This window comes from Micromonospora sp. NPDC047187 (assembly GCF_040643355.1).
GTDB classification, from domain to species: domain Bacteria; phylum Actinomycetota; class Actinomycetes; order Mycobacteriales; family Micromonosporaceae; genus Micromonospora; species Micromonospora salmantinae.
In genome coordinates this window covers 33,464-48,112 of sequence record NZ_JBEYUF010000028.1, presented here as the reverse complement: position 1 = coordinate 48,112, position 14,649 = coordinate 33,464, and the positions used below count along the sequence as shown (strand labels likewise).

Genomic DNA, 14,649 nt, shown 5'->3' with positions numbered 1-14,649 from the left:
ACCCGGTCGGGGGACGAGCGGGCGAACGCCGGATCCGGCGCTCGCCCGCTCGTTACCGTCCGTAGAGGTGGACCGGACAGGTCCATCGAGTCGAGCGGTTCCGCAGGAGTATCCCGTGCACCTCGCCGCGCCGGAGCCCGGATCGCCACGGGCCAGCGGTCCGCCGGTGCGCGACCCGGAGGCACCACGCCGGGTCACCCTCCTCGAACTCTTCTTCGACCTGGTGTACGTGGTCGCACTGGCGCTCATCTCACGGGGAATGGTCGACCAGCTCGACTGGCACCGTGCCGCCGAGGCACTGATCATGCTGGCCGCCGTCTGGTGGACCTGGGCGATCACCACGCTGGTCACCGACCTGTACAACCCGGAACGCACCGAGATCAAGCTGCTGATCAGCGCCGTGATGTTCGGCGCGCTGCTGATGACCACGGCGATCCCGGAGGCGTTCAACGATCGGGGGCTCGTCTTCGCCGGCACCTACGTGGCGATCCACCTGGGGCGTGGCCTGTTCCTGATGCCGGCCGTACGCCGCGAACCGCAGACCCAGCGTCGGGCGGCCCGCATCTTCGTCTGGTTCACGGTGTCGGCGATTCCATGGCTCATCGGCGCGTTCGTCAGCGGGGACGCCCGGATCGCGTGCTGGGCCGTCGCGCTCGCCATCGACTACCTCGGCTTCCGGCTCGCGTACCCGGTGCCGGGGCTCGGGGTGGTGCCCGAGAAGCAGCGCAACGTCACCGCGGAGCATCTCTCTGAGCGCTACCAGCAGTTCTTCATCATCGCGCTCGGCGACGCCATCCTGACGATCGGCACCATGTTCAGCATTAAACACAACGAGGCCGAGAACATCGGGGCCTTCGCGGTGGCGTTCCTGACCACGCTGCTGCTCTGGCGGATCTACGTGCACAAGTCCGGCGAGCTGCTGCCGACCGCCATCCAGGCGGCCCAGTCGCCCAGCAAGTTCCTGTTCAGCGCGCCGTACACCCACCTGTTGATGATCGCCGGCGTGGTCACGACGGCGGCCGGCTTCCACCTGGTGCTGCACGAGCCGACCGGGCGGACGCCGCCGGCCTGGCTGGCGGTGATCCTCGGCGGCCCGGCGCTGTTCCTGGCCGGCCGGGCCTCGTTCGAGTACGAGGTGTTCAGCCGGGTGTCGTGGTCCCGACCCGGTGGGGTGCTGGCGCTGCTGACCATCGCCCCCGCCCTGGTGTACCTGCCGCCGGTCTTCGCCTCCCTCGGCGGGCTGCTGGTCCTGGTCGGCGTGGCCTACGCGGACTTCCGGCGTAGCCACGGCAAGCCGCCGGAGGCCCCGTCACCGCCGCACTGAACCAAACCCGCCCTTCACCGCGGAATCGGGCCGGCCAGCAGCCGGCCCGCGTCGGGCACGTACGGTTCGACACCCAGACCGGTGAGCAGTTGATGCACTGTCGCCGTCGCCGCGGTGAGCACCGGGCGCCCGAGACGGGCCTCCACCTGCGGCACGGCCGCCAACGACGGCAGCTGCACGCAGGCGGAGAGGACCACCGCGTCCACGCCGGTCACGTCCAGACGACCGGCCAGCTCGACCAGCCGCGCCGCGGGGATGCGCCCGACCGCCACGTTGTCCGGCTCGCAGAGGCTCACCGAGTCGGTCACCTGCACGCCGTACGCGGCGAGGTAGGCGGCGACGGTCGCTGTCAACGGCGGCAGGTACGGCGCGATCAGGGCCACCCGGCGGGCACCCAGCGCCCGCAGCCCGGCGACCAGCGCGCCGGCACTGGTCACCACCGGCATGTCGTGCCCGGCGCGAACGGCCGCGCGGCCCAACCGCCGCTCGGCCCGCTCGTGCGCGCCGGCGCCCTCGCACATCACCGCCACCAGACAGGCGTACGCGAGCACATCGCAGCGGGCATCGGCCAGCTCGGCGGCGCAGCGCAGGGCGGAGCGGTTCATCCGGGCCAACTCGTCGGCCGTCACCTGACGCAGCCGTACCCGACTGGCGTGGGTGGTGAAGCGGACCGTCGGATCGACGACCTCGCGTCGGCGCAGCATCGCCGGGATCTCGGTTTCCATCGTGGTGTTGGAACTGGGCACCACCAGGCCGATGCGGTAGCCGCTCACACCAGTGCCCCGGCGTACCCCCGGACCCGCAGTCGTTCCCGGGCACCTCCGGCCAGGCGTACCTGTAGGCCGAGCGGCGCGGCGGCGCGGCGGACGTCGTCCAGGTGCAGCGATCCGTGCCGGTCCACGGTGAGCACCGGCGGTTCTTCGAGGTCACCCTCCGGCGCGTGGAACGAGAGCAGCGTGACCGAGGTGGTGAGGTAGCCCGGGTACGCGGCGCGGGCCGCGGCCTCGTCCCGGTGGACCAGCACCACCAGATCATCGAGGTGGGCGAAGTCGGCGGCGAGGGCGCCCGCCTTCCAGTGCGCCGGTTCCTCCGCCGCGCCGGTGAGATGCCGGGAGCGGTTCGCCGAGGTGATGTAGAGGTGATCCGTTCCGGTCTCGGCGAGCGCCCGCTCGAAGAAGGCGTTGGACGGGCAGGTCAGCCCTGGTGCGATCACCTGGGTGGTCCGCATCCCCTGGTCGATCTGGGTGAGGTGCTCGGGGAGCCGATCCGCCGCGGGCCCGCGGAAGCCGAACGGCCCGGCCCCGTAGAGGGCGTCCATCAGCGCCCGCACCCGACCGACAGGCAACCGCGGCGAGATCCGCGTCCAGTCGAACATCCCGGGGATCCGGCCGATCGCGGTGGTGATGCTGCCGACCTGGTGGACCGGACGGCCCTTGGCCAGGTTGACCCGGCGTACGGTGGCCGCGTCGGGACGCGTCACGATGACGTAGAAGTTGGCGAACGCCGCCGCGACGATCGCGCCGCCAGCAAGCGCGCGGGCCGCGACCGCGACGTCCTCGGGGCGGTCGATATAGAGGGGCGGTGTCGGGGCGTCCATGAGTCCTCCTCGGCGGGGCCGTGAGGCAGTTCTACGTCCCCTCACCCGGATGACGGCGAGGTCGGTCGCCGATCCGATAGCCGACAGGCGCTACCCGGTGCGGGCGGCGGATACCCGGGCGGTACACAACGACGGACGGCATCGGCCGGATGGGGGATCCGGCGGGGGTCCGTAGCACGCAACCGTTAGCCGCGCGACCCGATTGGGTACAACGGCTGCACCTCAGATCCACCACATACCTCAGGAGGCAGCGATGCGCGGCACCTCGATTCTCGGAGTCATCGTCGTGATCTGGTTGGTGATCGGCGCCATCGCCGGTGGCCAGCGCGGTTACTACAGCGGCGATGACACCAACTGCGCCGAGGCCGGCACCATCCTGGTCACCATCGTGGCCGGGCCGTTGAACTACATCGGCGCCAACCCGAAGGTCGACTGCAAGCTGCCCGAGCCTTCCAAGTAGACGACAGACGTACCCCGGCCCGTGCCCCCACTGCGGGGGCACGGGCCGGCGCGGTTTCGACGAGGTCGCCAGGATCACTGGGCCGTCTCCTCCCCCGACCGTCGACCGGTCGACCGGTCGCGTCCCCAGGCGGCCAGTGGCTCCAGGGCCTCGTTGAGGCGCGTGCCGTCCTCGGTCAACGAGTACTCGACGCGGGGCGGCACCTCGTCGTAGGAGACGCGGTGCACCACGCCGTCCGCCTCCATCTCCCGTAGGTGGGAGGCCAGCACCTTCTCGGTGATCCCCGGAAGCAGTCGACGCAGCTCGCCGAAGCGACGCAGGGGGTGCTCGTGGAGCGCCCAGAGGATCAGCACCTTCCACTTGCCGCCGATCACCTCCATCGCGGTGTCGATACCGCAGGTGTGTCCGTCCGCGGTGCCCGGCCGGTTCACCGTCGCCATACCCACCCCTCCGACGTGCTCGCTCACCCCCGGGTAACCACGCACTCCGAAGTGCGTACTTGATCATCTGGGGACCGATGACCAGCCTAATCGGCATGGAACCGAACACTGTGGAGAAGCCCTCCGTCACGATGCTGGGACTCGGTGCGATGGGTACCGCGCTGGCCCACGCCTGGCTTGCCGCCGGCTACCCGCTCACCGTCTGGAACCGCACCCCGGCCCGCGCCGCAGCGCTCGCGCCCGACGGGGCAAGGATCGCGGGCAGCGCCGCTCAGGCGGTCGCGGCGAGCACCCTGGTGGTCGTCTGCCTGTTGGACGACAGCTCGGTCGACGAGGTGCTGGCTGGCGTGGACCTGGTCGGCCGGGACCTGGTCAACCTGACCACCAGCACCCCTGCCCAGGCCCGCGCCCGCGCGGCCTGGGCCCGCAGCCGCGGCGCGCGCTACCTGGACGGTGGAATCATGGCTGTCCCGCCGATGGTCGGCGTCCCGGAGGCCGGCGGCTACGCCTTCTACAGCGGCTCGCGAGCGCTGTTCGAACGGCACCGGGAGACGCTGGGCGTCCCGGTCGGCACCACCTACGTCGGCGAGGACGCCGGCTTCGCGGCCCTGCACGACGTGGCTCTGCTCAGCGCCATGTACGGAATGTTCGCCGGGGCCGCGCACGCCTTCGCCCTGATCCGTCGGGAGGACATCGACCCGGCGGCGTTCGCGCCACTGCTCGCCGACTGGCTCGTCGCGATGGTCCCGGCGGTGCACCAGACCGCCGACCAGCTGCGCGGCGGGGACTACACCACTGGGGTCGTCTCCCCTCTCGCCATGCAGGTGGCCGGCACCTCGACCTTTCTGCGCACCGCCGAGCAGCAGGGCGTCAGCCCCGAACTGCTCCTTCCCTACTTCGACCTGATGCGCCGCCGCCTGGCGGAGGGCGGTGGCGAGGAGGACCTGACTGGCGTGATCGATCTGCTGGTGCGGTGACGATGTCCGGTGGCTGGAGGCGGTTCCTTGGTGCCTGACGTCGCCCACCGCACACCGGCTAGGGCATCCTAGGAGGCTGGTTTGCAGCTCGCCGGCGTTTGTCCGCGCCGAGACCGGGAACCGCCGATGCCTCAGTCGGCGAACGGGATCGGGAGTGTGGGCATGCAGATCGGCTACAAGCTGGCCGCGGAGGGATACGGCCCGCAGGAGATCATCCGGCAGGCCGAGCGGGCCGAGCGGGCCGGCTTCGACTTCGTCGAGATGAGCGACCACTTCCACCCGTGGCTCGACGCTCAGGGGCACTCGTCCTTCACCTGGAGCGTGCTCGGCGCCATCGCGGCCAGGACCAGCACCCTGCGCCTGGCCACCGGGGTCACCTGCCCGACCGTCCGATACCACCCGGCGATCATCGCGCAGGCCGCTGCGACAATGGCGCTGATCTCCGACGGCCGGTTCACCCTCGGGGTGGGCGCTGGAGAGCGGCTCAACGAGCACGTGGTCGGGCAGGGCTTCCCCAGCGTGCGAGGGCGACACGAGCGACTACGCGAGGCACTGGAGATCATCCGACTGCTCTGGCAGGGCGGCTACCAGTCATACGAGGGCCGGCACCTGCAACTGGAGGACGCCCGGATCTTCGATCTGCCGGACACCCTGCCCGTGATCGCGGTGGCGGCCAGCGGTGAGGTGTCGGCGCGGCTCGCCGCCGAGTTGGGCGACGGCCTGTTCGCCACCGAGCCGGACGCGTCGATCGTCGAGCACTACCGCCGCGCCCAGGGTTCGGGCCCGCGCTACGCCGAGGTGCCACTGGCCTGGGCCACCGACGAGCAACAGGCGGTGCAGGCGGTGTTGCAGACGAGCCGATGGATGGTCACCGGCTGGAAGGTGATGAGCGAACTGCCGAACCCGGTCAACTTCGACGCGGCCAGCGCGTACGTCGAGGAGAAGCACATCCGGCAGCTCTTCGCCATCGGCCCGGACCCGGAACCGCACGTCGCGAAGGTCCGGTCGTACGTCGAGGCCGGCTTCGACCACATCGTCCTGCAGAACGCCGGCCCCGACCCGGACGGCTTCCTCGACTTCTTCGCCGGCGACCTCTCCGGCCGTCTGCGCGCGATGGGCTGAGGGCGCACCCATCCGCTCGCCGACGGCAGGCCAGGAGGCTGGTTCGGAGCATTCGCCGCCGGAGGTGTCGCCCGCATGACCATCAGCTACGCCAGGGGTACAGCCGGCGCACCCGGCCCACCGGCGATCGGTCGATCGCTCCTGCGGGTCGGGTGCGTTTTGGACCGGTGTCCGCCACCCGGCGGGCCACCCCACTGATGGTCAGCGGAAACAGTTGGGAACCGGCGCCGTGCTGTCCAGGCAGTTGCTGGGCTCGTTGCCGCTGATCTCGGTCTCGTCATCGACCTTGGCCTGGGCTTTGTCCACGAAGAGGCCGCCCGGCCGAACGTCGGAGACATTGTCGGCCACTCGGCTCTTGAACAGCGAAATCTGGCCCATGGTGACGAAGATGCCGCCCGCCTTCTTGTCGGCGTCGTTGCGGCTGACGTCGCTACGGCGCACCAGCAGGTTGGACTTCTCCGAGTAGATCCCACCACCGTCGCCTTCGGACATGTTGTCCGTGATGGTGCTCTCGTCCAGCGGAAGCAGGCCCTGGAAGGTGGAGATGCCGCCGCCCTTGACCGTGGCGGTGTTGTCACGGATCGTCATGCCCCGCAGGTAGAGCACCGCGTCCGAGTTCGCGATGCCCCCGCCGACCTCGGCGGTGTTGCCGATCACCCGGACGTCCGAGACCTTGCTGCGCGCCGAGAAACTGGCGAAGCCCCCGCCCTGCGCCGCCTTGTTGTCGGCGAACGTGCTCCGGTGGACCTCGGCCGCTCCCCGGTAGTTGCCGAGCCCACCGCCATAGCTGGCGGCGGTGTTCTCGAAGAACTTCGACTTGTCCAGGGTGAGCACGCCACCGTTGAGCAGCCCTCCGCCCTTGCCCTCCTTGCCGATGGCGCGGTTGCCGACGAAGGTGCTGTCGCTGATCACCATGTTGCCGTCGTTGAAGACCGCGCCACCGCCTCCCTCGGCGGAGCGGGAGGTGCTTCCGATGATCGTCGTGCGCCGCACGGCGGCGGCGGCTCCATGGACCACGTGGATGCTGCCCCCCTCGGCTGCCGACCGGCCGTTCTTGAGGACGACGTCACTCAGGTCCAACTCACCACCATCGCGGACGGTGAAGAACCGGAACTCCTCGGCGTCCGGGTCGCGCCGGATGGTGGCGCCCTCCCCCCGGATGGTGATGGCGTGGTAGATGACAGGCAGACCGGCCTTGTCGTCCTTCGGATCGCGCGGGGGCGTCTCGGCGTCCCCGGGGTTCTCGGCGGTGTCGGCAGCCTCGCGGGCGTCCCGGATGCCGCCGTCGTAATCGTCGGGTTGCTGGAAAGCCTCGGTGAGGGTGTAGATGCACTTGCGCGCCAGGCGAAGCTCGCCGCCACCCTCGGCGTTGGCACGGACGAGCGCCGCGATGAGTCGGTCGGAGTCGCAGGGCACCGTCACCCGGTCGGCTGCCGCAGCCGCCACCCCGCTCAGACCCGTCGTCGCCACCACTATGCCGCCAGCCACCAGACCACCGGTTAAGAACCACCGGGACCGCCGCCTGGGCCGCGCTGGGCGTCGACTCGCTCGGTACGTGAACATAGAACTTCCCTGCCCCTCGTGCATCTGAACACGGCCGCCCCCAAAACAGGCGCGGGGTGGCTAACGTCCCTACCGCCACCGAAATGACGATACGACGGTCAAATGTGACAAGGCAGGCGAACGTGAATAAGCTTGCGATTTCGCTTGGGTGCCCCGTCCGGCACTCGACCGGAACAGCAGGGCCGAATCCCTCCGAAAACACCGGCTCGGGGCCGCTCCAGTGCCAGGGGCCGGCCCAATGGCGGCCACGTCGGCGCCGAACTCACCCGCCGACGTGGATGCCGGGTCGACGCAGCGGGTCCCGTTCGGTCCGGCGGATGATCTCCCGCACGACCGGCGGGGTGTCCCCCCGGCCCAGGATGAGGTAGCGCGCCAGGTGCGCGATCGGGCTGCCCTCCGACCACTCGAAGTGCGCGTGCGGCCGGACGCCGGTGGCGTCCCGCAGGGCCAGCAGGATCGCGGCGATCGCGTTCGGCGCGGCTGGGCTGTTGGCCCGCAGCACCCGGAAGCCGCCCACCTCGATCCCGTGCACGCGCAACACCTGACTGAACTCCGACGGATCGACCACGTCGATCTCCAGGAACAGCACGTCCGCGGCCCCGGGCACCGGATTCATCCCGCGCTGCGCACGCTCCTTGATCGTGTACTCCTTCACCGACCCCTTCTGCCGCTTGTTCGCGATCAGGTGCAGCTGCCCGTCGTGCGCCAGCGACTCGGTGATGAACCGACGGGCCGCCTCGTCGAACTCGATCCGCTCGGCGCGCAGCTCGGTGGTCCGGGTGACCCGGGAGACCAACGAGACCACGATGATGCCGAGGATGAACAGCGCGGAGATCGTGATGCCGTCCGGCTGTTCGATGACGTTCTCCAGCAGCGCGTACAGCAGCACCAGGGTCAGCACTGTGAAGCCGATCGCGGAGCCACGCCGGTGATTACGGGCCGCGGAGATCGTCACCGCCACCGCGCCGGAGACCATCATGGCCAGGATCCCGGTGGCGTACGCCCCGGCCTGGGCGTTGACGTCGGCGCGAAAGGCGATCGTGATGGCGACGCTGACGACGGTGTAGACGATCACCACGGGGCGTACCGCCCGCGCCCACTCGGGCGCCATGCCGTACGACGGCAGGTAGCGCGGCACGATGTTGATCAGCCCGGCCATCGCCGAGGCGCCGGCGAACCAGAGGATGAGCACGCTGCTCACGTCGTAGACGCTGCCGAACACCTCCCCCAGGTAGGTGTGCGCCAGGAACGCCAGCGCCCGCCCGTTCGCGCCGCCGCCCGGCCGGAACTCCTCCGCCGGAATGAGCGCCGTGGTCACGAAGGTCGTCGAGATCAGGTACACCGACATGATCAACGCGGCGGTGGTGAGCAGCCGACGAGTGTTGCGGATCCGGGCGGCGAGCCGGGCCTGCTTGTCCGCTCCGTCGGCCGAAACCAGGGGCATCATGCTGACCCCGGTCTCGAAACCCGACAGCCCCAGCACCAGCAGCGGGAACGCCAACACGGCGGTGACCAGCACCCCGCCCGGGCCGCCACCGGTCGAGGTCACCGCGGCCGTCCAGTTCGACACGATGCCCGGGTCCTCGACGATCCGGGCCACTGCGACCACGACGATCACCGCGTTGAGCACAAGGAAGACCGCGACCAGCGGGATGGCCACCACCACCGCCTCGCGGAACCCGAGCAGGAACACCCCGCCGAGGATGAGCAGCAGCACCACCGTCACCACGACCGGCACCACGGACCCGTGCAGGACGTCCGGCAGGTACGGGTTCTCCAGCAGGTGCACTGTGGCGTCGGCCGAGGAGAGGGTGATCGTGATGATCCAGGAGGTGGCCACGAAGCCGAGCAGCACGAGGACGAAAATCTTGCCCCGCCAGAACGGCAACAACCGCTCCAACATCGCCACCGAACCCTGACCGTGCGGGCTCTCGTGGGCCACCCGCCGGTACATCGGCAGCATGCCGAACAGGGTGAGCACGACGATCAACAGGGTCGCCAGCGGGGAAAGCGCCCCGGCCGCCACCGCCGCGATTCCCGGCAGGTACGACAGCGTGGAGAAGTAGTCCACGCCGGTCAGGCACATCACCTGCCACCAGGCGTGCCGACGGTTCTGCCCCTCGGTCGCCTCGGGGCCGGGCGGCTGCACCTGGTGCTGGAAGAGCCACCGGCGCAACGGGCTGGCCGGCGGCGCCGAGCGGGCCGCGGTGGCCACACGTTCGGGCACCACGACGCCGTGCCGGCCGCCCCGGTGTGGGCGGGCCGGATCGCGGGCCGCCCGCAGCGCCGGGTCCGGGCCGCTCGGCGCGTGGCGGCGCCCGCTCCAGCGCCCTGGTTTCGCCCGGTGCTCGTCAGCCATCGCCAGTCCCACCCTCACAGGTCCTGATCTGACGGTAGGCGGTGACCCGGCGCCCGACCGGCGGAACCGGGCACCTGTTCGGCCTGCTCAGGACAGGTCCGCGACGGTGAACAGCCGGGCCAGCGCGGGTGGGTCGGCGACGGTCACCGTGGCCGCCGGGTGCCGGGGCCGCCCCCCGGGCACCAGCGCCGGCACCGGTACGGCGAAGCGCAGGCAGATCCCGCCGGCCGCGCTGCTGCCGAAAGTCGCACCGCCGTCGGCCAGCGACAGGTGCGGGCCGATCGCCCGCCACCATCGGTACGGCCCGCTCAGCTCGACGGCGGTGACGTTGTCCCGGTCGGTCCGCAGCCGCCACGGCCCGTACCGGATCATCAGGTCCCGTTCGGTGACGACGACCCAGGCCGTCGCCGGGCGGACCCCCAGCAGCGCCAGCACCGGGCGGAACACCGGGTCGAAGCGGAACGGAAACCGGGCCACGACGCCGGTCATCGGGCGCCGGGCCGAGCGGTGGGCCGCGACACCGGGCCGCCCGGCCGCAGGGGGCCGGGCCGCGCGGGCCGGGGGCGGGCGGCGGGCCGGCGCCGGGCCAGGACGGTCATGGCGCGGGCGTACCCGATCCGAGCCCGCCGACACCCCCGGATCCGCACGCCGGTCGAACTGACCCCCGTTCGGCGCTCCCCCACCGCCGGCCGACACCCCCCGGGCCGGCCGACGGTGGCAGACGGTCGACACCCCCCGGGCCGACCGGCTGTCCCCCGGCGTGACCGACCCGACCTCGGGCGGCCACGCGGGGTGGAACTGGTGGGACGCGCCCCCGCGCTCCGCCGCCCCCCACGGGGCGGAGCGCGGAGGCCCCCCGTCCCGGCTACTGCAGGAACGCCCCGAGGGGCGAGAGCAGCAACCGGCCGAGCGCCGCGGCGTTGTCGTCCAACCGTGTGCGCTCACACTCGCGGGCGTCCGGATCGTGCCGGCACCGCCAGATCTTCTGCGCGTTGCGCCAGGCGACATCGCGGGTGTACTCGACCAGTTCCCCCTGGTACCAGTCGTCGATGTCGCCGTTGAGCATGTCGATGAGCAGCTGCCACCGCTCCAGGTAGCCCCGGCGCAAGCCGGGGATCTTGTCCGCGAAGATGTTGTTGATCTCGAGGTAGTCGTGGTGCTGGTCGCTGCCGTCGACCGGCTCCGACTCCAGGTGGTCGAACGTGGTCACCAGTGCGAACGGCAGGTCGAAGTTGATGTGCGCGTTCACCCCGGCCGCCGCCGACGGCAGCGGGCGGGCATCGGGCCCCCGCATCCGCTCGAAGAGGCACGACCACGCCTTCGGGGTGCCGGGGCTGGAGTCGGTCCACAGTCGCATCGCGTCGAAGTACCGGGCGGCGAACTCGACGTCGAGCCGGGAGAGGAAGACCGGATCGACGAAGCGGTCGTCGTACAGCCCGTCCAGCACGCTGCTGGTGATGGTCAGGTAGAGCTTGTTGAAGTCAGCGAGGGGGCAACTGGCTTCCAACGGTGGCAGCCGGACCAGCATGTCCTGGAGCTTGGTCAGGTGATCGACCACGGCCGGCACGTCCGCGGGATGATCGGCGAGCAGGTCGACGATGTCCCGGTGCACGGGCCCCCAGACCGGTTCGATCATTTTTCCTCCATTGTGGTCGGCGGCATCCCCCGTGCCGTCGTCGACGCGGCCCAGCCTCTCAGCCGACACCGGGGCACCGGATCAGTAGAACGACGTATCCCGGCGCGCACACGCGCCGGGATACGTACTTCAGTGGTCGGGTCGGTCAGCCCCGTTGGTTGCGCAACTGGATCGCGCTGGCCTGCACGCGGGTACGCACCTGGAGCTTGTCGAAGATGTGCGACACGTGCACCCCGATGGTCCGCTCGCTGATGAACAGCCGCTGCCCGATCTCCCTGTTGGTCAACCCCTCGGCGACCAGGGCGAGCACTTCCCGCTCCCGGGCGGTGAGCGCCGCCAACTCGTCGTCGGACGCCTCGACCGGGACGCTGCGCGCACCGGTGGTGCTGTCGCGCTCGTCCAGCGACACCCGGGCCCGCCCGGCCAGCTCGCGGATCTCCGAGGTCAACGGCACCGCGCCCAACCCCTGCGCCACCCGGTACGCCTCCCGCAGGAGCTTGCCGGCGGTCGCCACCCGGCTGCGCCGAGCCAGCAGCGCCTCGGCCTGCCGCAGCCGCGAGTAGGCCGCCGGATAGGGGTGATTGCGTCGATCCCACTCGGCGGCCGACACGGCCCACAGCTCCGGATCGCTGCCGTCGAGGCGGCTCACCTCGGCGGCGCACAGCGCGAGGAAGCCCTCCACCACCGAGCGCACCGGCCGGGCGGCACCGGCGCTCTTGCGGGCCACCCGCTCGGCCACGTCCCGCAGCCGGCGCACCGCCGTCGGGTCCACCTCCACCGTGCGGCTGGCGTGCGCCTCAGCCTCGGCGCGCAGGCCGTGCCAGACCAGCGCGGAGAGGATCATCACGTCGTCGGAACGGCTCTCGGTGAGGCCGCGCTGCACCGCCTGCCGGGCCACGTCGTGCCGGCCCTCCCACATGGCGAGCCCGGAGCGCAGGGTGAGCAGCGGAATGACGTGTCGCGCCCCGCCGCCGGCGAGCAGGGTCGCCACCGCGTCGAGGTCCCGACCGGCGGCCTCGATGTCGCCGTAGCCCACCGACAGCCGACACCGGGCCAACAGCAGCTCCACGGCGTCCGCACCGGACGGTCGGTGCCGCAGGGCCGCGGCCACCACCTTCTCCGCCTCGGCCCACTGGCCCACCCGGAACAGCCCGTTGATGGCGATGGCCAGCAGCCGGGTGCCCCAGGTGCGGCCCAGCCCCAGCTCGGCCACCCGTTCGGCGCCCCGCCGGGCCACCACCACGCCCTCTTCGAGGACGTTCAGCGGCCCGGTCAGCAGCTCCGCCAGGTGCAGGTACGCGCAGGCCACGTCCTCGGGTTGACCGGCACGCTCGGCGGTGTCGAGGGCGTCGCGCATGACCGCCAGACCGGCGTCCGGGTCTTCCAGACAGGCGTCGCTGAAGCCCAACGCCGAACTGGCCAGCACCACCTCCGTGGCCGAGCCCGCCACGTTCTCGGCCAACGCCAACGCCTCGCGGGCCCGCTCACCGGCGTCGGCGTAGCGGCCCAGGTGCAGCAACAGCTCGGCCAGGCGGGCGGCGGCGCTCGCCCGGTCCCGAGGGGAGCAGTCCTCCGCCTTCAGCGCCCGCTGGTACTCCTCCTCGGCCAGCGCGGAGCGACCGGCGGCGGCCAGGTAGCGGGCCCGGCGGATGTGCAGCGCGCAGCTCGGCTCGCCACCCCGCAGCGTGGCCAGCTCCTCCAGCAGGGCCAACGCGCGGGCATGCTCCCCACAGTGGTGGGCCGCCTCGGCGGCGTTCTCGAGCAACTCGACCCGGTCCACAGTCAGCGGGCCCGGCTCGGCGGCCAACTGCAACGCCGCCGACCAGTGTCGGTGCGCCTCGGCGTAACCGTGCAGCCGCTCGGCCTCCTGGGCGGCGGCCACCGCCGCCGGCAGGGCCCGCGCCGGCTCGCCGGCCAGCCGCCAGTGGTGCGCCAACCGGGCCTGGTGCAGCTCACCCGGCGCCGTGGTCAGCGCCTCGGCGTAGCGGCGGTGCAGCCCGGAGCGTTCGGCCGGCAGCAGCTCGTGCGCCAGCACCTCGGCCACGAGGCGGTGCCGCAGCCGGTAGCCCTCGTCGGCGCCGACCAGCAGCCGGTGCGCCACCGCGGCCCGGGCCGCGGCGATCAACTCGTCCTCCGGCATCCGTAGCACCTCGGCCAGCAGCCAGTGCTGCACCGGCTCGACCCCGGCGGCCACCGCGTGCACCACGGCGTGCGCGTGTTGGGGCAGCGCGTCGACCCGGTCGAGGAAGATCTCCCGCAGGGTCTCGGACAGGCCGTCGCGGCCGTCGCGCAGATCCCGGGCCAACTCCTCGATGACGAACGGGTTGCCACCGCTGCGCTGCCACACCTGCTCGGCCGCGTCCGCGGTCAGCGTCCGGCCGACCACAGCGGCGGCGAGCGTCTCGGTGTCGGCGCGGCCCAGCGGCGCCAGGTCGAGCACCCGCACCGTGCGGAGCCGACGCAGCTCGGTGAGCACCCGGCGCAACGGGTGCGCGCCCTGCAACGACTCGGCGCGCACCGCCGCCAGCACCGACAACTGAAGATCACCCAGACCGGCGAGCAGGTAGAGCAGGAGCTGCCGGGTGCTGCGGTCGACCCACTGGAGGTCGTCGAGGATCAGCACCAGCGGGCGGCCCTCGGCGATCAGGTGCAGGCCACGGGAGACCCGCTCCAGCAACGCGCCGGCGCCGTCCGGGCCGGCGGTCTCGTCGGCGAACATCTGCAGCAGCCCTCGCACCGCCGAGGAGGTGCGCGCGGGCGAGGCGGACACCTCGGTGTCGAACCGGCGCAGCGCCTGCAGCAGCGGGTGCAGCGGGGAGGCGTCGCCGATGTCGAGGCAGCTGCCGGTGAGCACCACGGCGCCGCGCTCCCGTAGGCGGTCGCCGATCTCGCCCAAGAGCCGGGTCTTTCCCACACCGCTCTCGCCGGTCAGGAAGACCGCCGCGGTCTGCCCGTGCGCGGCGTCGCCGAGCAACGCGGACCGAACCGTCTGCACCAGCTCGGCCCGGCCCACGAGCGGTGCGGTGTCCACATCGCTGGCCATGCCACGCAGCCTAATCACAGTGCCCCTCACCGTTCTACGGCCGCCCACCGCTTGTGGTACTCCTCGCGTCGACTTTGCGACTAAAGGTTGCAGGTGGCCGACATACGTCGTTCGGCAGATCCCCCGTC

At 71.6% G+C, this 14,649-nt stretch carries 12 protein-coding genes; 4 read left to right on the top strand and 8 right to left on the bottom strand.

Going from position 1 to position 14,649, the window contains the following annotated elements:
* Positions 1-115 precede the first annotated feature (115 nt).
* Complete coding sequence (locus ABZ794_RS29500) at positions 116-1,324, top strand: low temperature requirement protein A (RefSeq protein WP_357518608.1); 1,209 nt, start codon at positions 116-118, stop codon at positions 1,322-1,324.
* 14 nt (positions 1,325-1,338) lie between these two features.
* On the opposite strand, the gene ABZ794_RS29495 is transcribed toward ABZ794_RS29500, so the two are convergent.
* Both ABZ794_RS29495 and ABZ794_RS29490 read right to left on the bottom strand, forming a co-directional pair.
* Positions 1,339-2,097 (bottom strand): Asp/Glu racemase, encoded by a 759-nt coding sequence (locus ABZ794_RS29495; protein WP_357518607.1) that lies wholly within the window; start codon positions 2,095-2,097, stop codon positions 1,339-1,341.
* Positions 2,094-2,921 carry a hypothetical protein gene (locus ABZ794_RS29490; RefSeq protein ID WP_210785770.1) on the bottom strand — a complete coding sequence of 276 codons (828 nt, stop codon included), beginning with the start codon at positions 2,919-2,921 and terminating at the stop codon, positions 2,094-2,096. The genes ABZ794_RS29495 and ABZ794_RS29490 overlap by 4 nt, the downstream gene beginning before the upstream one ends.
* A 253-nt stretch (positions 2,922-3,174) precedes the next feature.
* On the opposite strand from ABZ794_RS29490, the gene ABZ794_RS29485 reads away from it, so the two are divergent.
* Positions 3,175-3,381: a hypothetical protein gene (locus ABZ794_RS29485; protein ID WP_007460667.1), complete on the top strand. Its 207-nt coding sequence runs from the start codon at positions 3,175-3,177 to the stop codon at positions 3,379-3,381.
* 74 nt (positions 3,382-3,455) lie between these two features.
* On the opposite strand, the gene ABZ794_RS29480 is transcribed toward ABZ794_RS29485, so the two are convergent.
* Complete coding sequence (locus ABZ794_RS29480) at positions 3,456-3,821, bottom strand: helix-turn-helix domain-containing protein (protein WP_357518604.1); 366 nt, start codon at positions 3,819-3,821, stop codon at positions 3,456-3,458.
* A 95-nt stretch (positions 3,822-3,916) separates the two neighbouring features.
* Here ABZ794_RS29480 and ABZ794_RS29475 point away from each other — a divergent pair, with 95 nt between their 5' ends.
* Together ABZ794_RS29475 and ABZ794_RS29470 are read left to right on the top strand one after the other, a co-directional pair.
* Entirely contained in the window at positions 3,917-4,798 is an 882-nt protein-coding gene (locus ABZ794_RS29475; RefSeq protein WP_210785768.1) for an NAD(P)-binding domain-containing protein, read from the top strand.
* 162 nt (positions 4,799-4,960) lie between these two features.
* The gene (locus ABZ794_RS29470; protein WP_210785767.1) at positions 4,961-5,920 is read left to right on the top strand and encodes a TIGR03557 family F420-dependent LLM class oxidoreductase; all 960 of its coding nucleotides are present in this window, start codon (positions 4,961-4,963) and stop codon (positions 5,918-5,920) included.
* A 201-nt stretch (positions 5,921-6,121) separates the two neighbouring features.
* Here ABZ794_RS29470 and ABZ794_RS29465 read toward each other — a convergent pair whose 3' ends face one another.
* From ABZ794_RS29465 to ABZ794_RS29445, 5 genes are all read right to left on the bottom strand, one after another.
* Positions 6,122-7,483, bottom strand: coding sequence for a hypothetical protein (locus tag ABZ794_RS29465; RefSeq protein ID WP_357518601.1), 1,362 nt, complete (start codon positions 7,481-7,483; stop codon positions 6,122-6,124).
* 262 nt (positions 7,484-7,745) lie between these two features.
* Positions 7,746-9,842 carry an amino acid transporter gene (locus tag ABZ794_RS29460; protein WP_357518599.1) on the bottom strand — a complete coding sequence of 699 codons (2,097 nt, stop codon included), beginning with the start codon at positions 9,840-9,842 and terminating at the stop codon, positions 7,746-7,748.
* An 87-nt stretch (positions 9,843-9,929) separates the two neighbouring features.
* A complete protein-coding gene (locus ABZ794_RS29455) occupies positions 9,930-10,331 on the bottom strand; it encodes a hypothetical protein (RefSeq protein WP_357518597.1) in 402 nt (133 codons plus the stop codon).
* Between the two features lie 376 nt (positions 10,332-10,707).
* Positions 10,708-11,478 (bottom strand): DUF5995 family protein, encoded by a 771-nt coding sequence (locus ABZ794_RS29450; RefSeq protein ID WP_210785763.1) that lies wholly within the window; start codon positions 11,476-11,478, stop codon positions 10,708-10,710.
* A gap of 145 nt (positions 11,479-11,623) precedes the next feature.
* Complete coding sequence (locus tag ABZ794_RS29445) at positions 11,624-14,521, bottom strand: AAA family ATPase (RefSeq protein WP_357518595.1); 2,898 nt, start codon at positions 14,519-14,521, stop codon at positions 11,624-11,626.
* Positions 14,522-14,649 lie beyond the last annotated feature (128 nt).